Source organism: Streptomyces sp. TLI_105 (assembly GCF_900105415.1).
Lineage (GTDB): Bacteria > Actinomycetota > Actinomycetes > Streptomycetales > Streptomycetaceae > Streptomyces.
In genome coordinates this window covers 4,632,501-4,653,498 of sequence record NZ_FNSM01000001.1, presented here as the reverse complement: position 1 = coordinate 4,653,498, position 20,998 = coordinate 4,632,501, and the positions used below count along the sequence as shown (strand labels likewise).

Genomic DNA, 20,998 nt, shown 5'->3' with positions numbered 1-20,998 from the left:
CACGCCTGGTACGAAGCCCCCGGTACGGTGCGCCGTGCCGGGGGCTTCGTCGCCACCGGGGCGTCAGCGGATTTCGTGCGAGGTCCGGCCGGACACCTCGTCGATCTCCTTGTGGGCCTTCTGGAGGAGCTGTGAGGCGAGGTCCATGAGGGCGCGTGCGCCGGCGATCTCCTCGCCCACCCGCAGCTGGTCCGGGTCGGAGGGGTGGCGGTTCGCGGTGCCGTGGGCCCGGAACTCGGTGCCGTCGCCGAGCCGGACCATGGCTGCGGCCCGTGTCCGGTCGCCTTCCTCCTGGAACTCCATCTCCACATGCCATCCGACAAGCGTGTGCATCATGAGGACCACCTCCACCGAGGTACCTGTCGGCTACCACTCCAGGGTGCGCCGCCCGGTGCCGCCCCACCACTCGCCCCGTTGTCAGTGGCTCGCCCTACCTTCTGGTCATGGCGATGATCCCGAACCAGCTGCCCAGGCTCGTGTCCGATCCGACCGGCCGTTCCCTCGGCCTCGACCTGCCGCCCGGCGCCCTCACGGGGCTGGCGGACGCCCCGTACCTCTGGTCGGGGCACGGCGCGGCGGGCCCCGCCGCCTGGGCGGCGCTGCGCCCGGCGGCCCGCACGGCGGGGCTGCTGCCCGTCCTGCTGGGCGGTGAGTGGGGCCTGGACCAGTGGGAACTGGAGCCGGGGCGGATGAGTGACCCGGCGGACCACGACGCCGACGAGGTGCTCGCCGGGTTCTGGGAGTACTACGCGGCGGAGGAGATCGAGGCTTCGCCCGCCGCCGACTGGCCGGGCCTGGCTCCGGCGCAACCGCTGAGCACGGACCCCGACCGGGCGGCGGCCGATGTCGCGGAGCTGCTGACGGAGCCGGGCTTCTGGCTGGCGGACGCGCGCCCGGCGCTGGTGCCGGCCCGGCGGAGCGCCGACATACCGGCGGTCATCGGCTGGGGCGGGCCACTGAACCACGAGAACGACGTGGCCCGCCTGTGCGCGGTGCTGCGCTCCTGGGAGGACCGTTTCGGCGCCCGTGTCGTCGCGCTCACCTTCGCCCACCTGGTGGTCTCGGTGGCCGCCCCGCCCCGGACCGTGGCGGAGGCCGAGGCGGTGGCGGCGGAGCACTTCGCGTTCTGCCCGGACAACATCACGCAGGGGAACCACGACGGCCTGCGCGAGTACGCCCGGGGGGCGCTGGTGGACGCCCCGGTGTGGAGCTTCTGGTGGGACTAGGGCCTGTCCGGCGGATCAGGGTCGGAGAAGGCCGCGGCGTCCGGTGCATGGGGCCTCCCCAGGCCCGCCAAGGCCGAGGGGACGCCTCGCAAGGCGCCGGAGCGCCTCGACAGCGGAGGCTGTGGGGGCGTTTCGGCAACGCGGCGAGGGGCCGTGCCAGGCGTCGCGGCCCCGGCCATGATCCGCCGGACAGACCCTAGGTCCCGGCTATCCGCGACCGGCGGACAGGTTCCGCGCGGCCTCGGTCGCCCAGTAGGTGAGGATCATCTGCGCGCCGGCGCGGCGGATGCCGGTGAGGGTCTCCAGGATCGCCTTGTCGCGGTCGATCCAGCCCTTCTCGGCGGCGGCCTCGACCATCGAGTACTCGCCGCTGATCTGGTACGCGGCGACGGGCACGTCCACCGAGTCGGCGACCTTGGCGAGCACGTCCAGGTAGGGGCCGGCCGGCTTGACCATCACCATGTCGGCGCCCTCCTCCAGATCGAGCGCGAGCTCGCGCATCGACTCGCGGAGGTTGGCGGGGTCCTGCTGGTAGGTCTTGCGGTCGCCCTTGAGGGAGGAGCCGACGGCCTCGCGGAAGGGGCCGTAGAAGGCGGAGGAGTACTTCGCGGTGTACGCGAGGATCGACACGTCCTCCTTGCCGATGGTGTCCAGGGCGTCGCGGACGACCCCGACCTGGCCGTCCATCATCCCGGAGGGGCCGACGACGTGGACGCCGGCGTCGGCCTGGACCTGGGCCATCTCGGCGTAACGTTCCAGCGTGGCGTCGTTGTCGACGCGGCCCTCGGCGTCCAGGACGCCGCAGTGGCCGTGGTCGGTGAACTCGTCGAGGCACAGGTCCGACATGATGACGAGCTCGTCGCCGACCTCGGCCTTCACGTCCCGGATGGCGACCTGGAGGATGCCGTCCGGGTCCGTGCCGGCCGTCCCGGCGCCGTCCTTCTTCGCGTCGTCGGGCACGCCGAAGAGCATGATCCCGGAGACCCCGGCCTCCAGCGCCTCCACGGCGGCCTTCCGCAGGGTGTCCCGGGTGTGCTGCACGACCCCGGGCATGGCCTGGATCGGCACGGGCTCGGTGATCCCCTCGCGCACGAACGCGGGCAGGATCAGGTCGGCGGGATGCAGCCGCGTCTCGGCCACCATCCGGCGCATGGCGGGCGTCGTCCGCAGCCGCCGCGGGCGCGCCCCGGGAAAGGATCCGTACGAGTTCATGAATCCGAGGCTACGCCCGTGCGCGCAGTGCCCTTACCGACGCGTTGTGGGCATACACCCCTCACGACCCGCGCCCCCCGTTGCGGGCAGCCGTTCCGCCGGGACGGTGCCCACCCCCTTCGCCCACCCCGTTGTGGGCATGCGTTCCGCCGGGGCGGAACGGGTGGGCACAACGGAACGGCGCCCTTGCCGGCGCCAGAGGCTCCCGCGCCCGAACCCGCACCGGCCTGTGCGCCGCAGTCGTGGTGCGGGTCCAGGTCCAGAAGGCGGAGCGCGCCCGCAAAGGCGCCGTCCCGTGTGCCCACCCGTCCCGCCCAGCGGGACGATTGCCCACACGGGCGGGGACAGGGGCACCGCCCCACCAAGCGCGGGCCCCACACGGCAGGGGGCACCGCCCCGCGGCCGCGCGCCCGCACAGGCGGGCCCAGGAGCGGCAGCCCCCGGAGGGATCGAGGTGCGGGTCCGCGCAGGAGCGGGCCCGCACCCGAGGTGCTACGTCGTCCGACGCCGCCGCGCCCCCGGCCGCCGCTCACTCGGCCGCGTCACCGGATCCCCCGCCTCCAGCGCGGACTCCCGGCGCCGGAGGCCGAAGTCCGCGAGCGCCTCGGCGAGCTTGTGGACGGACGGCTCGGGCGAGAGCACGTCGACCCGGAGCCCGTGCTCCTCGGCGGTCTTGGCCGTGGCGGGCCCGATGCACGCGATCACGGTCACGTTGTGCGGCTTGCCGGCGATGCCAACGAGGTTGCGCACGGTCGAGGAGGACGTGAAGAGCACGGCGTCGAAGCCGCCGCCCTTGATCGCCTCCCGCGTGTCCGCCGGCGGCGGCGAGGCCCGTACGGTCCGGTAGGCGGTGACGTCGTCGACCTCCCACCCGAGCTCGATCAGGCCCGCGACGAGCGTCTCGGTCGCGATGTCGGCGCGCGGCAGGAAGACGCGGTCGATCGGGTCGAAGACGGGGTCGTACGGCGGCCAGTCCTCCAACAGTCCCGCGGCGGACTGCTCACCGGACGGCACGAGGTCCGGCTTCACGCCGAAGTCCACCAGAGCCGCGGCGGTCTGCTCGCCCACCGCCGCGACCTTGATGCCGGCGAAGGCGCGGGCGTCGAGCCCGTACTCCTCGAACTTCTCCCGTACGGCCTTGACGGCGTTGACGGAGGTGAAGGCGATCCACTCGTACCGGCCGGTGACGAGTCCCTTGACCGCCCGCTCCATCTGCTGCGGGGTGCGCGGCGGCTCGACGGCGATCGTCGGCACCTCGTGCGGCACGGCGCCGTACGAGCGCAGCTGGTCGGAGAGCGACGCGGCCTGCTCCTTGGTGCGCGGCACGAGGACCCGCCACCCGAAGAGCGGCTTCGACTCGAACCACGACAGCTGGTCCCGCTGCGCCGGGGCGCTGCGCTCGCCGACCACGGCTATGACGGGCCGGTGTCCCTCGGGCGAGGGGAGGACCTTGCCCTGCTTGAAGACCTGGGCGATCGTCCCGAGGGTCGCGTTCCAGGTCCGCTGGCGGGTGGTCGTGCCGGCGATGGTGACGGTGAGCGGGGTGTCCGGCTTACGGCCAGCCGCCACCAGCTCTCCGGCAGCCGCGGCGACCGAATCCAGGGAAGTGGACACGACGACGGTCCCGTCCGAGGCACCGACCTCGGCCCAGCACCGCTCGTCGGCGGTCCGGGCGTCGACGAAGCGCACGTCGGTGCCCTGGGAGTCGCGCAGCGGCACACCGGCGTACGCGGGCACGCCGACGGCCGTGGCGACGCCGGGCACGACCTCGAAGGGGATGCCCTCGGCGGCGCAGGCGAGCATCTCGGCGCCCGCGTTCCCGTCGAGGCCGGGGTCGCCGGTCACCGCACGGACGACCCGCCTGCCGCCCCGCGCGGCCTCCATGACAAGATTGGCGGCATCCCTCAACACGGGGACACCGGCGGTTGTTGACGCCTCGTCAACGACCGTCAGCTCAGGCGTGCTCACCCCCGCGCGCGCATGGCCGCGAACGACCTCGAGCACCTCCGGCTCGGCGATCAGGACGTCCGCCCCCGCGAGGGCCTCGACGGCCCTGAGGGTCAGCAGTCCGGGGTCGCCCGGGCCTGCGCCGAGGAACGTGACGTGCCCATGGCCCGCGAGGGCCGGGGACAGGGGGCTGGTGGTCGGGCTGGTGGGGCTCAAAGTGCTCGCTCCCCCATAAGACCGGCCGCACCCTTGGCGAGCATCTCGTCCGCGAGTTCGCGTCCGAGCGCCAGGGCCTCGTCGTGCGAGGTGGGTACGGGTCCGGTGGTGGACAGCTGCACCAGCGTCGAGCCGTCGGTGGTGCCGACGACGCCGCGCAGGCGCATTTCGGTGACAACCTGCCCGTGACCGGGGTCGTCGGCCAGCAGGTCGGCCAGCGCACCCACGGGTGCGGAGCAGCCGGCCTCCAGGGCGGCGAGCAGGGATCGCTCGGCGGTCACGGCGGCCCGCGTGTGCGGGTCGTCGAGCGGCGCGAGCGCGGCGACGAGTTCGGTGTTCGACGCCAGGCATTCGACGGCCAGGGCCCCCTGGCCGGGGGCGGGCAGGACGGTGTCGACGGTCAGCGGCTCGGCGGTCAGGCCGTCGAGGAGCTCGTCGGTCCCGCCGATGCGGTTGAGTCCGGCCGCGGCCAGGACGACCGCGTCCAGCTCGCCCTTGCGGACGTAGCCGACGCGGGTGTCGACGTTGCCGCGGATGGGGACGCAGGTGATGTCCAGCCCGTGGCTCCGCGCGTAGGCGTGGAGCTGTGCCATCCGCCGCGGGGAGCCGGTGCCGACCCGGGCGCCCGCGGGCAGCCGGTCCAGCGTCAGGCCCTCGCGGGCGATCAGCACGTCGCGCGGGTCCTCGCGGCGCGGGATCGCGGCCAGCACCAGGTCGGGGTGCTGGGCGGTCGGCAGGTCCTTCAGGGAGTGCACGGCGAAGTCCACCTCCCCGGCGAGCAGCGCGTCGCGCAGGGCGGCGACGAAGACGCCGGTGCCGCCGATCTGCGCGAGGTGCTCCCGGGAGGTGTCCCCGTACGTCGTGATCTCCACGAGCTCGACGGGCCGGCCGGTCAGCTGCCGGACGGCGTCGGCCACGTGCCCGGACTGGGCCATGGCGAGCTTGCTGCGCCTGGTCCCGAGCCTCAGTGCCCTCTCGGTCATACTCGCCCTCGGTTCTTGACGTCGGCGTCATTCAGGTCGGCCCGGCTGACGGAAGCCACCGTCTCCGGGTCGAGGTCGAAGAGTGTCCGCAGCGCGTCCGCGTACCCGGCGCCGCCGGGCTCGCTGGCCAGCTGCTTGACCCGCACGGTCGGCGCGTGCAGGAGCTTGTCGACGACGCGGCGCACGGTCTGGGTGATCTCGGCGCGCTGCTTGTCGTCGAGGCCGGGGAGGCGGCCTTCCAGGCGGGCGACCTCGCTGGCCACCACGTCGGCGGCCATGGTGCGCAGGGCGACCACGGTCGGGGTGATGTGGGCGGCGCGCTGGGCGGCGCCGAAGGCGGCGACCTCGTCGGAGACGATGCCGCGCACCTGGTCGACGTCGGCGGCCATGGGCGCGTCGGCGGAGGCCTCGGCGAGCGACTCGATGTCGACGAGCCGGACGCCGGGGACACGGTGGGCGGCGGCGTCGATGTCGCGGGGCATGGCGAGGTCGAGGAGGAAGAGCGGGGCCGTGCGTCCCCGCGCCGCGTCCTCGACGGCCTCGCCGGTGAGGACGAGTCCGGTGGCGCCGGTGCAGGAGACGACGACGTCGGCACGTGTCAGTTCGTCGCCGACGGCAACCATCTCGACCGCGTGTGCGGCGACCCCCGTGCCCCCGGGCTCGGTCAGGATCTGCGCGAGGCGCTCGGCGCGGGCCAGGGTGCGGTTGGCGATGACGATCTCGGAGACGCCGGAGCGCGCGAGCGTGGCGGCGGCGAGCGAGGACATCGAACCGGCGCCGATGACGAGGGCCTTCTTGCCCTTGGCCCAGGTCTCGACGTCCGTGTCCTGGGCGAGCTGCTCCAGGCCGAAGGTGACGAGCGACTGTCCGGCCCGGTCGATCCCGGTCTCGCTGTGGGCGCGCTTGCCGACCCTCAGGGCCTGCTGGAACAGGTCGTTGAGGAGCCGGCCGGCGGTGTGGAGGTCCTGGCCGAGGGCGAGGGCGTCCTTGATCTGGCCGAGGATCTGGCCCTCGCCGACGACCATGGAGTCGAGCCCGCAGGCCACCGAGAAGAGGTGGTGGACGGCCCGGTCCTCGTAGTGCACATAGAGATAAGGAGTGAGCTCGTCCAGGCCGACGCCGCTGTGCTGTGCGAGGAGCGTGGACAGCTCGGCGACACCGGCGTGGAACTTGTCCACGTCGGCGTAGAGCTCGATGCGGTTGCAGGTGGCCAGGACGGCGCCCTCGGTGGCCGGTTCGGCGGCGAGGGTGTCCTGGAGCAGCTTGATCCGGGTGTCCGCCGACAGCGAGGCCCGCTCCAGGATGGAGACCGGGGCGCTGCGGTGGCTCAGTCCGACGACGAGGAGGCTCATGCCGGCATCACCGCGGGGACGTCCCCGTCGGGTCCCTTGCGACCGGTGTCGCCCGTGGCGCCACGGGGGGCCGGCGGCGCGACGGGCGCGGCGGCCTCGGGCTCGGCGCCCGTGTCGGGGCCCTCCTCGGCGCTCGTCTCCTCGCCGGCCTTGCGCTGCTCGTGGAAGGCGAGGATCTGCAGCTCGATGGAGAGGTCGACCTTGCGCACGTCCACGCCGTCGGGCACGGAGAGCACGGTCGGGGCGAAGTTCAGGATGGAGGTGACTCCGGCGGCCACGAGCCGGTCGCAGACCTGCTGGGCGACGCCGGCCGGGGTCGCGATGACGCCGATGGAGACGCCGTCCTCGCTGATGATCTTCTCGAGGTCGTCGCTGTGCTGGACGGGGATCCCGGCGACCGGCTTGCCGGTCATGGCGGGGTCGGCGTCGATGAGCGCGGCGACGCGGAAGCCGCGGGAGGCGAAGCCGCCGTAGCCGGCGAGCGCGGCGCCGAGGTTACCGATGCCCACGATCACGACGGGCCAGTCCTGGGTCAGGCCGAGCTCGCGGGAGATCTGGTAGACGAGGTACTCGACGTCGTAGCCGACACCGCGGGTGCCGTACGAGCCGAGGTAGCTGAAGTCCTTGCGCAGCTTCGCGGAGTTGACCCCCGCCGCCGCCGCGAGCTCCTCGGAGGAGACCGTGGGTACGGAACGCTCCGAGAGCGCGGTCAGTGCGCGCAGATACAGCGGAAGCCGGGCGACGGTGGCCTCGGGAATTCCTCGGCTACGGGTCGCCGGTCGGTGAGTTCGGCCAGTTGCCACGGTGCTCCTGCGGGATGAGCGGGGCTGCAGGCGGCCATATGTCCCAAGACCGCCCCGTCGAATGCAGGCTATGTCTTTGTGAACGCGTGCACAAAGATGGTGTCCGTTTTGTCCGCCCAAAGTGACCGGGGTCACGCGGCCGGTTCGTATCGTCGTGGAACCGCGGAGCGCGTCGGAGCGTTGAGATCCCGAAGGGGGCAAAGCCGCACACTCTCCTCACGATGCCGCCCCCGGAACCCAACAAAACGTCCACGATGGTAACCGTCCGCCGGTCACGCACCCAGTTCGCGCCGAAGCCGGCCGGCGTCCACGCGCCAGAAGGTGTGCTGCTCGCCGTCGATCAGGACGACGGGGATCTGCTCCCAGTACGCCCGGTGGAGCTCCTCGTCCCGGGTGATGTCCTTCTCCTCCCAGGATGCTCCGGTCTCCGCGCAGACGGCCTCGATCACCGCGCGGGCGTCGTCACAGAGATGACATCCCGGCTTGCCGATCAGGGTCACCACGCGCGAGGCGGCGTCCTTCCCCGATCCGGCGTCCTTCTTCTTCCCACGTCCGAACATGACGCCCATTCTGCGGGGCCCGCAAGCCCCGGGTAACACGGTCGGCGCCGACTGTTCACACCCCGGCATCCTCACAAGTCGGGAAGTACCGAACAGACTGGCTATGCTCAACGACATGGCCGCTCTGGGATGGCTCACCCCCCGTAGGCGCTCCGCCACCGCGCGCAGCGTCCTGGCAGGCGAGGCCGCCGCCGAGGCGGCGCGCAAGTCCTCGCTCCAGCTGGAACAGGAGCGCGAGGAGGCCGCCGCCGCCGAAGCCGAGGCCGCCGAGCCCGAGTTCCCGGTCGTCGGCGACGTCCGCGCCGCGGCCTTCTTCGACCTCGACAACACCGTGATGCAGGGCGCCGCGATCTTCCACTTCGGCCGCGGCCTGTACAAGCGGAAGTTCTTCCAGCGCCGCGAACTCGCGCGCTTCGCCTGGCAGCAGGCCTGGTTCCGGCTCGCCGGCGTCGAGGACCCCGAGCACATGCAGGACGCCCGCGACAGTGCCCTGTCCATCGTCAAGGGCCACCGCGTCTCCGAGCTGATGTCGATCGGCGAGGAGATCTACGACGAGTACATGGCCGACCGCATCTGGCCCGGCACCCGCTCCCTCGCCCAGGCGCACCTGGACGCGGGCCAGAAGGTCTGGCTGGTGACGGCCGCCCCGGTCGAGACGGCCACGATCATCGCCCGCCGGCTCGGCCTGACCGGCGCGCTGGGCACGGTCGCCGAGTCGATCGACGGCGTCTACACGGGCAAGCTGGTCGGCGAGCCCCTGCACGGACCGGCCAAGGCCGAGGCGGTACGGGCTCTCGCCGCCGCCGAGGGCCTCGATCTGAGCCGTTGCGCCGCGTACAGCGACTCGCACAACGACATCCCGATGCTGTCGCTGGTGGGGCACCCGTACGCGATCAACCCGGACACCAAGCTCCGCAAGCACGCGAAGGACCGGGAGTGGCGGCTGCGCGACTACCGGACCGGCCGGAAGGCCGCGAAGGTCGGCATCCCCGCCGCCGCGGGCCTGGGCGCGCTGGCCGGCGGCACCGCCGCCGCGGTCGCCCTGCACCGCCGCCGCCACTGACCGCTCCCGCGGGGTCACGTTCCCGGCGCGCCCGGCCGTTCTGCCGATACGTTTCGGCTGCGATCATCTGCGACAACCCCGGACCAGGGGCGCTCACCCGTCCGTGGTCGAACAGCACCGCACAGGTCGACTCCCGGGCATTCCCGCCCCCTTACCCCGCAGCGGCCCCGTTCACTCACGCGTCCCGGACTTGAGCACAACGCATCGCCCGCGCAGTCACACTCGGAAGCAAACCGATCAACAAACGGTCACGAACCGCGACTTGATGCGACTACAAGCAGTAACAGATACGTCGTAACCGGTGATTTTAGCAACTGGGTGTAGCGCTGCCTGTACGAAGCGTTATTCTCCTCAGACGCACAAAGGACCCCTCACGTCGCCACGACGGGTGAACGGTCCCGCACTGCACGTGATGGAAGCTCTGCCTCTGGGAGTCCCGTGTACCCACACGTCGGGGTTGACACCTCGGGCCTGGCTACGCTGCGCGCAACGGTCCTCGACCACTTGCGCGGCTTCGTCCCCACCGCGTACGCCGGCCCTGTCCCCGCCTTCGCCTTCGCCGCACCGGCACCCGCCGGACCTTGCTATGCCCTGGCCGACGGCGGCGCCGCCGTGGGCAGACGGGGCACCCGCTCCGGAACCTCGACCCCCGCCCGCCGCCCCACCGCGGACAGCGACAGCGCCCGCATGATGGACCTGGTCGAGCGCGCCCAGGCCGGCGAGGCCGAGGCCTTCGGCCGCCTGTACGACCAGTACAGCGACACCGTCTACCGCTACATCTACTACCGCGTCGGCGGGAAGGCGACGGCGGAGGACCTCACCAGCGAGACCTTCCTGCGCGCCCTGCGCCGGATCTCCACCTTCACCTGGCAGGGCCGCGACTTCGGCGCCTGGCTCGTCACCATCGCCCGGAACCTGGTCGCCGACCACTTCAAGTCCAGCCGCTTCCGCCTGGAAGTCACCACCGGCGAGATGCTCGACGCCAACGAGGTCGAGCGCAGCCCCGAGGACTCCGTCCTGGAGTCCCTGTCGAACGCCGCCCTGCTCGACGCGGTCCGCCGTCTCAACCCCCAGCAGCAGGAGTGCGTGACGCTCCGCTTCCTGCAGGGCCTCTCGGTCGCCGAGACCGCCCGGGTCATGGGCAAGAACGAGGGCGCGATCAAGACCCTCCAGTACCGGGCCGTCCGCACCCTGGCCCGCCTCCTCCCGGACGACGCCCGCTGACCGCTCCGCGCCCCCCACACGCACCCCCCTGCCCCGGTCCGCGCCCCCACGCCCGCACCTCCCCCCACATCCCCACGACCCCCGCCCAACTCACAGTCGGTGACGCCCCGATGACGCACTGGTCCGATCATCTTTCGCGCGTAACCCAAGTGCCGCGCCGCTCGTTGTGCGGGATGCAGACTCCCTGTGGTCACGCCATGTCTACAGCCACTCACTCTTTCGTGTGGATGTGCTCAAGGTGTGCAACCTTCCGGACACCCCGGGGAGTCGACCGTCATGACGAGAGGAGGTGCCGCCAGTGATCGCGAACGTATCGGCGCACCGGCGGGCGAACGCCTTCGCCCAGGCCCTGGAGGACCGGGCGTCCGAGGACGCGGCGGCCGAACAGCCCGAGGCCCCGGCGGAGCCGGCCGAACCCGCCGAACAGGGGCGGCTGTTGGCCTTGGCGAACGGCCTCGGCGAGCTGCCCAAGCCACAGCTCGACCCCGAGGTCAAGGTGGTGCAGCGAGCCCAGCTCGTGGCCGCCATGGAAGCGATGCTCCTGGAGGGGAGCGCCGCCGCGGGCCCTACGGTGCCCGAGCAGCGGACATCCACCGGCAAGGGATCCCACCGGGCGTCCCCCCTGAGGAAACTGCGCCCCCGGTCCCGCTGGACCAAGGGCCTCGCCGCCGGCGGTCTCACGGTCGGTGTGGCGGCCGGTGCCTTCGGCGGAGTGGCCGCCGCCAGCTCCGACGCCCTCCCCGGTGACTCGCTCTACGGACTCAAGCGGGGCATGGAGGACATCAAGCTGGGCATGGCGGACGACGACGCGGACCGCGGCGGCATCTACCTCGACCAGGCCTCCACCCGCCTCAGCGAGGCCCGCCGACTCATGGAGCGCGGCCGCGTCGGAGAGCTCGACCACGAGTCCCTCGCCGAGATCCGCCGCGTCCTGGGCGGCGTGAAGCACGACGCCTCCGAGGGCCGTCGACTGCTCCGCGAGGCCTACGAGAGGGACGGCGAGATCGGCCCGATGGCCCGGCTCAACTCCTTCGCCCAGGCCCACCGGAACACCTGGAACGGCCTCCGCGACCGGCTCCCCGTCCAGCTGGCGGACGTCGGCAGCGAGGTGACGGACGTCTTCGACGCCATAGACGAAGACGTCGAGCCGCTCCAGTCGGTGCTGCCCCGCACCCCCGAGAAGGGCGCGATCGGCTCCGAGGGACCGCGCAGCAGCCCCGCCGCCCCGAGGGACACCCAGGGCACGGGCAGCCACCGGCCGTCGGCCGGCCAGGAGACGTCCCCCTCGGGCAGCCACTCCGCCTCGCCCCACCCGTCCGGGTCCAGCGCGGGAGCCACCCCGAGCACGAGCAGCGGCACCGGCTCGACCGAGGACGACGGCCTCCTCGGCGGCAGCGCCGGCGGACTGCTCAAGCCCTCTCCGACGGGCACACCGACGGCCCCCACGGATGACCAGGTGGCCCCGGACGTGCCGGACGTGACGCTTCCGCCACTCCTGCCGGGCCTCCTTCCGGGCCTCGGCATCGACAGCGAGGACGCTCGCTAGCAGGGAGAAGGGGTGCCCCCACGAACGGGGGCGCCCCTTCTTCCTGCCTGCGGGGAACCACCGGTCAGAAGAACTCGGACGAACTCAGAAGAACACCGACCGCCGCTGCACCAGCAGCTTGTAGAGCGTGTGCTGGATCTGCTCCCGCACCTGATCCGTCAGGTTGAACATCAGCATCGGGTCCTCCGCCGCCTCCGGCGCGTACGAGTCCGTCTCGATCGGCTCGCCGAACTGGATCGTCCACTTCGTCGGCAGCGGCAGCGCCCCGAGCGGCCCCAGCCAGGGGAAGGTCGGGGTGAGCGGGAAGTACGGGAAACCGAGCACCCGCGCCAGGGTCTTGGCGTTCCCGAGCATCGGGTATATCTCCTCCGCCCCCACGATCGAGCAGGGCACGATCGGCACCCCGGCCCGCAGCGCCGTCGAGACGAAGCCGCCCCGTCCGAACCGCTGGAGCTTGTACCGCTCCCCGAAGGGCTTCCCGATCCCCTTGAAGCCCTCCGGCATCACCCCGACGATCTCGCCGGCGCGCAGCAGCCGCTCCGCGTCCTCCGCACAGGCCAGCGTGTGCCCCGCCTTGCGGGCCAGCTCGTTGACGACGGGCAGGACGAAGACCAGGTCCGCCGCGAGCAGCCGCAGGTGCCGTCCGGCCGGATGGTGATCGTGGACGGCGACCTGCATCATCAGCCCGTCCAGCGGCAACGTCCCGGAGTGGTTGGCGACGATCAGCGCCCCGCCCTTGGCCGGGATGTTCTCGACGCCCTTCACCTCCACCCGGAAGTACTTCTCGTACAGCGGGCGCAGCAGCGCCATCAGGACCTGGTCGGTGAGCTCCTCGTCGTAGCCGAACTCGTCGACCTCGTACTCGCCGGTGACCCGCCGCCGCAGGAACGCGAGCCCGCTCGCGAGCCGCCGCTCCCAGCCGCTCCCGCCGGCCGCGACCTGCCCCGGCTCCGGCCCCACCGCAGCCTCCGGACCGGACGCACCGGACGCACCGGGCGACCCGGGGACATCGGACGCCCCGGGGACCCTGGACGCCTCAGAGGCTCCGGAGACCCGCTCGGGCCTTCCCGGCTCCCCGGGCTCCCCCGAGGCCTGCTGCGGCCCGGGAAGGGCCCGTACGGCCGCCGCCTCGCCCTCGGCCCTGGCGGGCCGCCGCCGGGCCCGTGAGCGGTCGTCGTCGAACGGAATGACCTTGGCGTCCGCCATCGCAGTCGGGTCTCCTCAGGCGCCGTGGTGAAGGGGGGAGGATTCGGTGGGGTGAGCGGCCGGCGGAGCCAGCCGCGCGGCGAGCCGGTCGACCGCCCCGGCGAGCAGCTCGGGCGGCAGCAGCCCCGGTCCCCGGCTCCGCGCGAAGTCGTCGAGCGCCTCCGCCGTCGAATAGCGCGGCGAGAAGCCGAGGACCTCGCGCGTCTGGGCCGTCGAGACGACCCGGCCGTGCGTGAGCAGCCGGATCTGCTCGGGCGCGAAGTCGGTGATCCCGACCGTGCGCAGCGCGGTGCCCACCCAGGTGACCGCGGGCAGCAGCACCGGCACCGTCGGCCGCCCGAGCCGCCGCGCGCACTGGGAGAGCAGCAGCACCCCGTCCCCCGCGACGTTGAACGTGCCGCTGTTCTGGGTCGCCCTGCGGGGCTCGTGCGCCCCCAGGCGCAGGACGTCGATCACGTCGTCCTCGTGGACGAACTGCAGCCGCGGGTCGTAGCCCAGGACGGTGGGCAGCACCGGCAGCGCCAGGTACTCGGCGAGCGGGGAGTCGATCCGGGGCCCGAGGATGTTCGCGAACCGCAGCACGCACACCGCCACGTCCGGCCGGCGCCGGGCGAAGCCCCGGACGTACCCCTCGACCTCGACGGCGTCCTTCGCGAAGCCGCCGCTCGGCAGGGACTTGGCGGGCGTCGTCTCGGTGAAGACGGCCGGGTCCCGGGGCGCGGAGCCGTAGACGCTCGTACTGGACTTGATCACCAGCCGCCGGATCCGGGGCGACTTCTGGCAGGCACCGAGGAGCTGCATGGTGCCGATGACGTTGGTCTCCTTGACCGACGTCCGACCGCCGCCGCCGAGCGCCGTGCCGGTGACGTCGAGGTGGACCACCGTGTCGACGTCGTGCTCGGCGAGGACCTTGGCGATCTCGGGCCGGCGGATGTCCGCCCGTACGAACTCGGCGGCGCCGAGCTGGTGCGCGGGGTCGACCGCGTCCACGGCGATCACCCGCTCCACTTCCGGGTCCCGCTGGATCCGCCGCACGAAGCGGCCGCCCAGATGCCGGGCGGCACCGGTGACGAGCACGACCTTGCCCAAGATCAGCGCCTTCCGTCCGTCTTCCGTCGGTCGCTTCCGTTGGTCGACACCGTAGCGCCTCGACATTTCCGCGGGATAAAAGCGTGGCCTACACAGAGACGTGGGCCTCCAGCAGAGGCGTGGTCCCCCACAGAGACATGGCCCTCCGCAGAGGCATGCCCCCACGCACAGGCGTGGCCCTCCACCGCGAACGGTGAAGGGCCACGCCCGACGCACTGACGCTGCGAAGCAGCTGTCGCCTTACTTCTTGTTGCGACGCTGAACGCGCGTGCGCTTAAGCAGCTTGCGGTGCTTCTTCTTCGCCATCCGCTTGCGCCGCTTCTTGATAACAGAGCCCACGACTACCCTCGCTCACTTCTCGGAACATCCCCGCCTCCCGGCGGGGATCGGTGCGGGGCGTCTGGGCCCACACGACCTACGTCGGCCTAGCCTACCGTCCCGAGGACCACGCTTGTAATCCGAGGGCCATACGGAGCTTTCCCGGCGTTACGGCCGCGCGCTCGTTACGCGGTCCCCACCCCCACGAAGGACTCCCGCAGGTACTCGTGAACGGCCTGTTCCGGCACCCGGAAGGACCTGCCCACCCGGATCGCCGGCAGATGACCGCTGTGTACCAAGCGGTACACGGTCATCTTCGACACGCGCATCACCGAGGCGACTTCCGCCACGGTCAGAAACTTGACCTCGTTGAGAGGTCGATCGCCAGCAGCCATGACCCACCTGTACCTTCCGCCGCGACGCCCACCGGCTTCCCCTCCGGTGACTCTTCGTCGCCGAGCGCTCACTCTCCAGACTAGGGGCGGGTGGTACGAGTGGGGAAGAGGAGCTGCCATCGACCGTTTACCGTGACAGACACGCTCGATTGAGTACATAGCGCGTCAGCGGGAGGTACGAGGCGGAGCGCACGCCGTCATCAAGCGGAACGGCCACCGACACCTGCCCCTCGGCCTCTCCGACGAACAGCGCCGGATCATCCGTATCGGCGAGACCGATGGCCTCGATACCCAGCTGACCTGCCCCGCAGACCCATCCGTGGTCCCCCACCACGAGCTCCGGCAGCGGCCCGCCACCCTCGGCCGCACTCTCCAGAGCGGCCCTAACCGGCAGCGGCGAGTGGGAATGCGCCCCCGGCACGCGCCCGTCCACGGGCGGCCCGGGTTCCCGTACCAGCGCGACCCCGCGTACGTAGTCGAGGAGGTACGTGCGTACGCCGAACCGGGTCGTTATGTCGACACATCTCCCCTGCGCCGGTGTGAGGACAAGACATCCCGCCGCCGACAAAGCGTCTGCGAGAGCGACGTAGAAACCGAGCAGACGGTGCGGATGACCCGTCCCGAGGAGCACCGGAACCCGCCGCGCGGCCGCCGCGCCCAAGCGCGCGGCGAAGGCGTCGAGCCCCCGCACCGTGCGCTCCGGATCGATGACGTCCGGCCCCGCCCGGTGCCGCGGATCCCCCGACACCCCGCACTTGTCGGCCATCAGCCGCAGCAGACCGGCCTCGTCCCACCCCCAGTCGGGGTCGAGCCCGAGCAGCACCCGCGGATCACGCGCGGCGAAGAGCCGATAGCTCCGCAGGTTCTCCTCCCGCGAGGTCGCCACCGTGCCGGCCAACCCCGACGCCAACAGATGCGCCCGCAGCGCCCCGGTACTCCACACCCGTCCGATGCTGCCGGAACACCACCGCCCGGGGATCCAAACCTGCCGGACACCCCACCGTCGGCGTAACACCCAGGAGAACGTTCTAGATCGCCTAGGCGAGCAGCCCCCGCAGCGGGAACGCCGCCCTCCGCGTCGCCAGCACCGCCTGGTCGAGCCGGTCCGCCGGGTCGTACCCCTCGGCCCAGTCCCGGAAGCCCACCGGCCACCGCCCGTCCGTCATCCGCAGCGGCCCCGGCTGCCGGGTCCGCGCGTACGCCTCGTCCCGCCAGGACGCCGGGATCACCGCCTCCGGATCCACCGGAGCGTGCGCCGCGATCCCCACCAGATGCGTCCACGACCGCGGTACGACGTCCACCACCGCGTACCCGCCGCCGCCCAGGGCCAGCCAGCGCCCCTCGGCGTGCGCGTGCGCGAGCTCGTGACAGGCCTCCTGCACCGCCCGCTGCGCGTCCAGCGACACCGCCAGGTGCGCCAGCGGATCCTCGAAGTGCGTGTCCGCCCCGTGCTGCGTCACGAGCACCTGCGGCCGGAAGTCCGCCAGCAGCTCCGGCACGACCGCGTGGAAGGCCCGCAGCCACCCCGCGTCCCCGGTCCCGGCCGGCAGCGCCACGTTCACGGCCCCGCCCTCGCCGGCCCCCGCCCCGCCCGTCTCCTCCGGCCAGCCCGTCTGCGGGAACAGCGTCCGCGGATGCTCGTGCAGCGAGACCGTCAGGACCCGCGGATCGTCCCAGAACGCCGCCTGCACCCCGTCCCCGTGGTGCACGTCCACGTCCACGTACGCGACCCGCTCGGCGCCCAGTTCGAGGAGCCGGGCGATGGCCAGGGACGCGTCGTTGTAGATGCAGAAACCCGAAGCGGACCCCGGCATGGCGTGGTGCAGACCGCCCGCGAAGTTCACCGCGTGCGCGGCCTCCCCGCGCCAGATCGCCTCCGCCGCCCCCACCGACTGCCCGGCGATCAGCGCCGACACCTCGTGCATCCCGGCGAACGCCGGATCGTCGACCGTGCCGAGCCCGTACGCCTGGTCGGCCCGCCGCGGGTCCGCCGACGCCGCCCGCACCGCCGCCACATAGTCCTCGCGGTGCACGAGCCGCAGCGTCGAGTTCCCGGCCGGCTTCGCCGCCACCACGTCCACCGCCCGGTCGAGCCCGTAGGCCCGCACCAGCGACATGGTCAGCGCGAGCCGTACCGGATCCATCGGATGCTCGGATCCGAAGTCGTACTGCGTGACAGCTTCATCCCACATCAACAGTGCGCGGCCGCTCATGCCCGCCACCGTATCGGGCCTCTCGCGAACCGAACGACGTGGCGTACCCCACCGTCACCAGGACCAGCACCATCGGCACCACCATGGCCCCCCGATAGCTCCAGGCGTCCCCGAGCGCCCCCACCAGCGGGGACCCGACGAGGAACCCGACGTAGTTGAAGACGTTGAGCCGCGCGACCGCCGCGTCACTGGCTCCCGGGAACAACCGCCCCGCCGCGGCGAAGGTCTGCGGCACGATCACGCTCAGCCCGAGCCCGAGCACCGTGAACGCGGCGATCCCCACCCAGGCACCCGGAGCCACCGCGACCAGCGCGAACCCGAGACCCGCGAGCACCGCACCCGCCCGGACCACCACGACGGCCCCGAACCGCCGCACCCCGAAGTCCCCGACGGCCCGCCCGAGCAGCGTCGTCACCATGTACGCGTTGTACGGCACGGTCGCCAGCTCCTCGGAGCTGCCGAGCACGTCCTGGAGGTACTTGGCACTCCAGTTGGAGACGGTCGAGTCCCCGATGTACGCGAAGGTCATCACGAGACAGAGCGGCAGCAGCACCTTGAAGACGACCCCGCTCCCCTTGTCCTCCCCCGCCTCGACCGGCACGGCCCCCTCGCCGGCCACGTACCACCGGCTGCCGACGAGCGCGACGGGCAGCAGCACGGCCACCACCGGCAGGTAGGACACGAACAACGACAGGTGCCAGTGCGCCCCCACCCAGGCCAGCGAGGCCCCCGCGATCCCACCGAGGCTGTACGAGGCGTGGAAGCCGAGCATGATGCTCCGGCCGTACGCCCTCTGGAGGCTCACCCCCAGCATGTTCATGGACGCGTCGAGCGCACCGACCGCGATCCCGAAGAGCCCCAGCGCGATCGCCGCGTGCCAGAGCTCGGAGCCCAGCCCCACGGCGAGGAGGGCCAGCAGCACGAAGGGCTGCGCCCACCGGAGGACGACCGCGGGACCCACCCGGGCGACGACCTTCTCGGTCGCCACGCTCGCCATCCCGGCCAGGATCGGCACGGCGGCGAGGAAGGCCGGCAACAGCCCGTCCGAGATCCCGTACTGGTCCTGGATCGCCGGTATTCGGGTCACGAGCAGGGCGAAGGTGACCCCCTGCACGAAGAAGCTGACCGCCAGGGATCCCCGCCCACGCCGCAACCGCGCATCTGTCATGGCGGCACAGCGTACGGCCGGAACCTACCGCTGGGTAGATGGATCACGTCCCCAAAATCGCGGGAAGCTCGCCCATCCTCCTGAAGAAGCCCTTGGCCCCGGCGAGCTTCTCCTCCGCCGTCATCGCGGTGAACCCGTACACGTCCATCCCGGCGGCCAGGGCCGCCTGCACGCCGAGCCGGCTGTCCTCGATCACCACACACCGCTCGGGAGCGACCCCCATCCGCTCGGCGGCGTGCAGGAACAGGTCGGGCCAGGGCTTCCCCCGACCGACGTCCTCGGCACTGAACACGATCTCGTCCCGGAACCAGGCGTCGAGCCCGGTCTTCCGGTGACCGACCCGGATCCGCTCATGGCTCCCGGAGGAGGCCACACAGTACGGAACCCCGGCCGCCGTGAGCCCCTTGAGCACGTCCCCGGCCCCGACCACGGCCTCCAACTCCGCCTGGAAGGCGGCGAAGACCCGCGCGTGGAACGTCGCGTCGAAGTCCTCGGGCAGCTTCTCCCCACTCCGCTCCTCGACGAGCTCATGGATGCGGTGCATGGCGGAGCCCATGTAGTCCCGGACGGACTCCTCGTACGTCGTGGGGTGCCCCAGCTCCGTCAGATAGCCGGCCAGCAGGGTGTTGGAGATCGGCTCGCTGTCCACCAGCACGCCGTCATTGTCGAAGATGACCAAGTCGTATCTCATGGCCACAGCCTAGAACGCAAAAATGCCTCAACCCCCGGACGGAGTCCGGGGGTTGAGGCTAAAAATTGTTCGGCGGTGTCCTACTCTCCCACAGGGTCCCCCCTGCAGTACCATCGGCGCTGAAAGGCTTAGCTTCCGGGTTCGGAATGTAACCGGGCGTTTCCCTAACGCTATGACCACCGAAACTCTATGAAGATATACGAACCGCCGCACCCCGCAGGGGGCGTGTTCGTTGCTTCAGAACTAACACAGTGGACGCGAGCAACTGAGGACAAGCCCTCGGCCTATTAGTACCGGTCAGCTCCACCCCTTACGGGGCTTCCACATCCGGCCTATCAACCCAGTCGTCTACTGGGAGCCTTACCCTCTCAAGGAGGTGGGAATACTCATCTCGAAGCAGGCTTCCCGCTTAGATGCTTTCAGCGGTTATCCCTCCCGAACGTAGCCAACCAGCCATGCCCTTGGCAGGACAACTGGCACACCAGAGGTTCGTCCGTCCCGGTCCTCTCGTACTAGGGACAGCCCTTCTCAATATTCCTACGCGCACAGCGGATAGGGACCGAACTGTCTCACGACGTTCTAAACCCAGCTCGCGTACCGCTTTAATGGGCGAACAGCCCAACCCTTGGGACCGACTCCAGCCCCAGGATGCGACGAGCCGACATCGAGGTGCCAAACCATCCCGTCGATATGGACTCTTGGGGAAGATCAGCCTGTTATCCCCGGGGTACCTTTTATCCGTTGAGCGACGGCGCTTCCACAAGCCACCGCCGGATCACTAGTCCCGACTTTCGTCCCTGCTCGACCCGTCGGTCTCACAGTCAAGCTCCCTTGTGCACTTACACTCAACACCTGATTGCCAACCAGGCTGAGGGAACCTTTGGGCGCCTCCGTTACCCTTTGGGAGGCAACCGCCCCAGTTAAACTACCCATCAGACACTGTCCCTGATCCGGATCACGGACCGAGGTTAGACATCCAGCACGACCAGAGTGGTATTTCAACGGCGACTCCACCATGACTGGCGTCACGGCTTCAAAGTCTCCCACCTATCCTACACAAGCCGAACCGAACACCAATATCAAACTGTAGTAAAGGTCCCGGGGTCTTTCCGTCCTGCTGCGCGAAACGAGCATCTTTACTCGTAGTGCAATTTCACCGGGCCTATGGTTGAGACAGTCGAGAAGTCGTTACGCCATTCGTGCAGGTCGGAACTTACCCGACAAGGAATTTCGCTACCTTAGGATGGTTATAGTTACCACCGCCGTTTACTGGCGCTTAAGTTCTCAGCTTCGCCACACCGAAATGTGACTAACCGGTCCCCTTAACGTTCCAGCACCGGGCAGGCGTCAGTCCGTATACATCGCCTTACGGCTTCGCACGGACCTGTGTTTTTAGTAAACAGTCGCTTCTCGCTGGTCTCTGCGGCCACCCCCAGCTCACGGAGCAAGTCCGATCACCGGGCGTGGCCCCCCTTCTCCCGAAGTTACGGGGGCATTTTGCCGAGTTCCTTAACCATAGTTCACCCGAACGCCTCGGTATTCTCTACCTGACCACCTGAGTCGGTTTAGGGTACGGGCCGCCATGAAACTCGCTAGAGGCTTTTCTCGACAGCATAGGATCATCCACTTCACCACAATCGGCTCGGCATCAGGTCTCAGCCTTGGTGTGTGACGGATTTGCCTATCACACGGCCTACACCCTTACCCCGGGACTACCACCGCCCGGGCTGGACTACCTTCCTGCGTCACCCCATCGCTTACCTACTACCACCTCGGTTCGCCGGCT

The 20,998-nt window shown here is 70.9% G+C and carries 19 protein-coding genes and 2 rRNA genes (1 of these 21 running past the window's edge); 4 read left to right on the top strand and 17 right to left on the bottom strand.

The window, feature by feature from the left end:
- Window positions 1-63: 63 nt before the first annotated feature.
- A complete protein-coding gene (locus BLW86_RS21325) occupies window positions 64-333 on the bottom strand; it encodes a DUF1876 domain-containing protein (protein WP_093878787.1) in 270 nt (89 codons plus the stop codon).
- A gap of 110 nt (window positions 334-443) precedes the next feature.
- Between BLW86_RS21325 and BLW86_RS21320 the strand changes: the two genes are divergently transcribed.
- A complete protein-coding gene (locus tag BLW86_RS21320; protein WP_093875506.1) occupies window positions 444-1,226 on the top strand; it encodes a DUF4253 domain-containing protein in 783 nt (260 codons plus the stop codon).
- Between the two features lie 207 nt (window positions 1,227-1,433).
- Here BLW86_RS21320 and hemB read toward each other — a convergent pair whose 3' ends face one another.
- The 6 genes from hemB to BLW86_RS21290 form a co-directional block, all read right to left on the bottom strand.
- Complete coding sequence (gene hemB, locus BLW86_RS21315) at window positions 1,434-2,438, bottom strand: porphobilinogen synthase (RefSeq protein WP_093875505.1); 1,005 nt, start codon at window positions 2,436-2,438, stop codon at window positions 1,434-1,436.
- A 492-nt stretch (window positions 2,439-2,930) separates the two neighbouring features.
- Window positions 2,931-4,601, bottom strand: a complete 1,671-nt coding sequence (locus BLW86_RS21310) for a bifunctional uroporphyrinogen-III C-methyltransferase/uroporphyrinogen-III synthase (protein WP_093875504.1) — start codon at window positions 4,599-4,601, stop codon at window positions 2,931-2,933.
- The gene (gene hemC, locus BLW86_RS21305; RefSeq protein ID WP_093875503.1) at window positions 4,598-5,584 is read right to left on the bottom strand and encodes a hydroxymethylbilane synthase; all 987 of its coding nucleotides are present in this window, start codon (window positions 5,582-5,584) and stop codon (window positions 4,598-4,600) included. Before hemC ends, BLW86_RS21310 begins: the two co-directional genes overlap by 4 nt.
- Window positions 5,581-6,936 carry a glutamyl-tRNA reductase gene (locus BLW86_RS21300; RefSeq protein WP_093875502.1) on the bottom strand — a complete coding sequence of 452 codons (1,356 nt, stop codon included), beginning with the start codon at window positions 6,934-6,936 and terminating at the stop codon, window positions 5,581-5,583. The genes hemC and BLW86_RS21300 overlap by 4 nt, the downstream gene beginning before the upstream one ends.
- Window positions 6,933-7,739 carry a redox-sensing transcriptional repressor Rex gene (locus tag BLW86_RS21295; protein WP_093875501.1) on the bottom strand — a complete coding sequence of 269 codons (807 nt, stop codon included), beginning with the start codon at window positions 7,737-7,739 and terminating at the stop codon, window positions 6,933-6,935. The genes BLW86_RS21300 and BLW86_RS21295 overlap by 4 nt, the downstream gene beginning before the upstream one ends.
- 272 nt (window positions 7,740-8,011) lie before the next feature.
- Window positions 8,012-8,308 carry a glutaredoxin family protein gene (locus BLW86_RS21290; protein WP_093875500.1) on the bottom strand — a complete coding sequence of 99 codons (297 nt, stop codon included), beginning with the start codon at window positions 8,306-8,308 and terminating at the stop codon, window positions 8,012-8,014.
- 106 nt (window positions 8,309-8,414) lie between these two features.
- Between BLW86_RS21290 and BLW86_RS21285 the strand changes: the two genes are divergently transcribed.
- The 3 genes from BLW86_RS21285 (at window position 8,415) to BLW86_RS21275 (ending at window position 12,132) form a co-directional block, all read left to right on the top strand.
- Window positions 8,415-9,362, top strand: coding sequence for an HAD family hydrolase (locus tag BLW86_RS21285; RefSeq protein ID WP_093878786.1), 948 nt, complete (start codon window positions 8,415-8,417; stop codon window positions 9,360-9,362).
- A gap of 438 nt (window positions 9,363-9,800) precedes the next feature.
- On the top strand, window positions 9,801-10,586 hold the full coding sequence (locus BLW86_RS21280) for an ECF subfamily RNA polymerase sigma factor, BldN family (protein WP_093875499.1): 786 nt from the start codon (window positions 9,801-9,803) through the stop codon (window positions 10,584-10,586).
- Window positions 10,587-10,884: 298 nt separating this feature from the next.
- Window positions 10,885-12,132, top strand: coding sequence for a DUF5667 domain-containing protein (locus tag BLW86_RS21275; RefSeq protein WP_093875498.1), 1,248 nt, complete (start codon window positions 10,885-10,887; stop codon window positions 12,130-12,132).
- Window positions 12,133-12,216: 84 nt separating this feature from the next.
- Here the strand turns inward: BLW86_RS21275 and BLW86_RS21270 are convergent, their stop codons facing one another.
- From BLW86_RS21270 to BLW86_RS21225, 10 genes are all read right to left on the bottom strand, one after another.
- Entirely contained in the window at window positions 12,217-13,338 is a 1,122-nt protein-coding gene (locus tag BLW86_RS21270) for a lysophospholipid acyltransferase family protein (protein ID WP_093875497.1), read from the bottom strand.
- A 15-nt stretch (window positions 13,339-13,353) separates the two neighbouring features.
- A complete protein-coding gene (locus BLW86_RS21265; RefSeq protein ID WP_093878785.1) occupies window positions 13,354-14,427 on the bottom strand; it encodes an NAD-dependent epimerase/dehydratase family protein in 1,074 nt (357 codons plus the stop codon).
- A gap of 240 nt (window positions 14,428-14,667) precedes the next feature.
- Window positions 14,668-14,766: a 30S ribosomal protein bS22 gene (locus BLW86_RS21260; protein WP_003948845.1), complete on the bottom strand. Its 99-nt coding sequence runs from the start codon at window positions 14,764-14,766 to the stop codon at window positions 14,668-14,670.
- 164 nt (window positions 14,767-14,930) lie between these two features.
- Complete coding sequence (locus BLW86_RS21255) at window positions 14,931-15,140, bottom strand: helix-turn-helix domain-containing protein (protein ID WP_030223786.1); 210 nt, start codon at window positions 15,138-15,140, stop codon at window positions 14,931-14,933.
- A gap of 127 nt (window positions 15,141-15,267) precedes the next feature.
- Window positions 15,268-16,083: a phosphatase gene (locus BLW86_RS21250; RefSeq protein ID WP_093875496.1), complete on the bottom strand. Its 816-nt coding sequence runs from the start codon at window positions 16,081-16,083 to the stop codon at window positions 15,268-15,270.
- Window positions 16,084-16,177: 94 nt separating this feature from the next.
- The gene (locus BLW86_RS21245; protein ID WP_093878784.1) at window positions 16,178-17,353 is read right to left on the bottom strand and encodes an acetoin utilization protein AcuC; all 1,176 of its coding nucleotides are present in this window, start codon (window positions 17,351-17,353) and stop codon (window positions 16,178-16,180) included.
- Window positions 17,322-18,521 carry an MFS transporter gene (locus BLW86_RS21240; RefSeq protein ID WP_093875495.1) on the bottom strand — a complete coding sequence of 400 codons (1,200 nt, stop codon included), beginning with the start codon at window positions 18,519-18,521 and terminating at the stop codon, window positions 17,322-17,324. The genes BLW86_RS21245 and BLW86_RS21240 overlap by 32 nt, the downstream gene beginning before the upstream one ends.
- 43 nt (window positions 18,522-18,564) lie before the next feature.
- The gene (locus BLW86_RS21235) at window positions 18,565-19,212 is read right to left on the bottom strand and encodes an HAD family hydrolase (protein ID WP_093878783.1); all 648 of its coding nucleotides are present in this window, start codon (window positions 19,210-19,212) and stop codon (window positions 18,565-18,567) included.
- A 67-nt stretch (window positions 19,213-19,279) separates the two neighbouring features.
- Window positions 19,280-19,396, bottom strand: a 5S ribosomal RNA gene (gene rrf / locus BLW86_RS21230).
- 83 nt (window positions 19,397-19,479) lie between these two features.
- Window positions 19,480-20,998 (bottom strand): 23S ribosomal RNA (locus BLW86_RS21225); it runs 1,603 nt beyond the window's last position.

What these genes read in the sequence shown, in the direction of transcription:
- BLW86_RS21325 (WP_093878787.1), bottom strand. Translation starts at nt 333, where the DNA reads ATGCACACGCTTGTCGGATGGCATGTGGAGATGGAGTTCCAGGAGGAA.
- BLW86_RS21320 (WP_093875506.1), top strand. Translation starts at nt 444, where the DNA reads ATGGCGATGATCCCGAACCAGCTGCCCAGGCTCGTGTCCGATCCGACC.
- hemB (WP_093875505.1), bottom strand. Translation starts at nt 2,438, where the DNA reads ATGAACTCGTACGGATCCTTTCCCGGGGCGCGCCCGCGGCGGCTGCGG.
- hemC (WP_093875503.1), bottom strand. Translation starts at nt 5,584, where the DNA reads ATGACCGAGAGGGCACTGAGGCTCGGGACCAGGCGCAGCAAGCTCGCC.
- BLW86_RS21300 (WP_093875502.1), bottom strand. Translation starts at nt 6,936, where the DNA reads ATGAGCCTCCTCGTCGTCGGACTGAGCCACCGCAGCGCCCCGGTCTCC.
- BLW86_RS21290 (WP_093875500.1), bottom strand. Translation starts at nt 8,308, where the DNA reads ATGGGCGTCATGTTCGGACGTGGGAAGAAGAAGGACGCCGGATCGGGG.
- BLW86_RS21285 (WP_093878786.1), top strand. Translation starts at nt 8,415, where the DNA reads ATGGCCGCTCTGGGATGGCTCACCCCCCGTAGGCGCTCCGCCACCGCG.
- BLW86_RS21270 (WP_093875497.1), bottom strand. Translation starts at nt 13,338, where the DNA reads ATGGCGGACGCCAAGGTCATTCCGTTCGACGACGACCGCTCACGGGCC.
- BLW86_RS21255 (WP_030223786.1), bottom strand. Translation starts at nt 15,140, where the DNA reads ATGGCTGCTGGCGATCGACCTCTCAACGAGGTCAAGTTTCTGACCGTG.
- BLW86_RS21245 (WP_093878784.1), bottom strand. Translation starts at nt 17,353, where the DNA reads ATGAGCGGCCGCGCACTGTTGATGTGGGATGAAGCTGTCACGCAGTAC.
- BLW86_RS21240 (WP_093875495.1), bottom strand. Translation starts at nt 18,521, where the DNA reads ATGACAGATGCGCGGTTGCGGCGTGGGCGGGGATCCCTGGCGGTCAGC.
- BLW86_RS21235 (WP_093878783.1), bottom strand. Translation starts at nt 19,212, where the DNA reads ATGAGATACGACTTGGTCATCTTCGACAATGACGGCGTGCTGGTGGAC.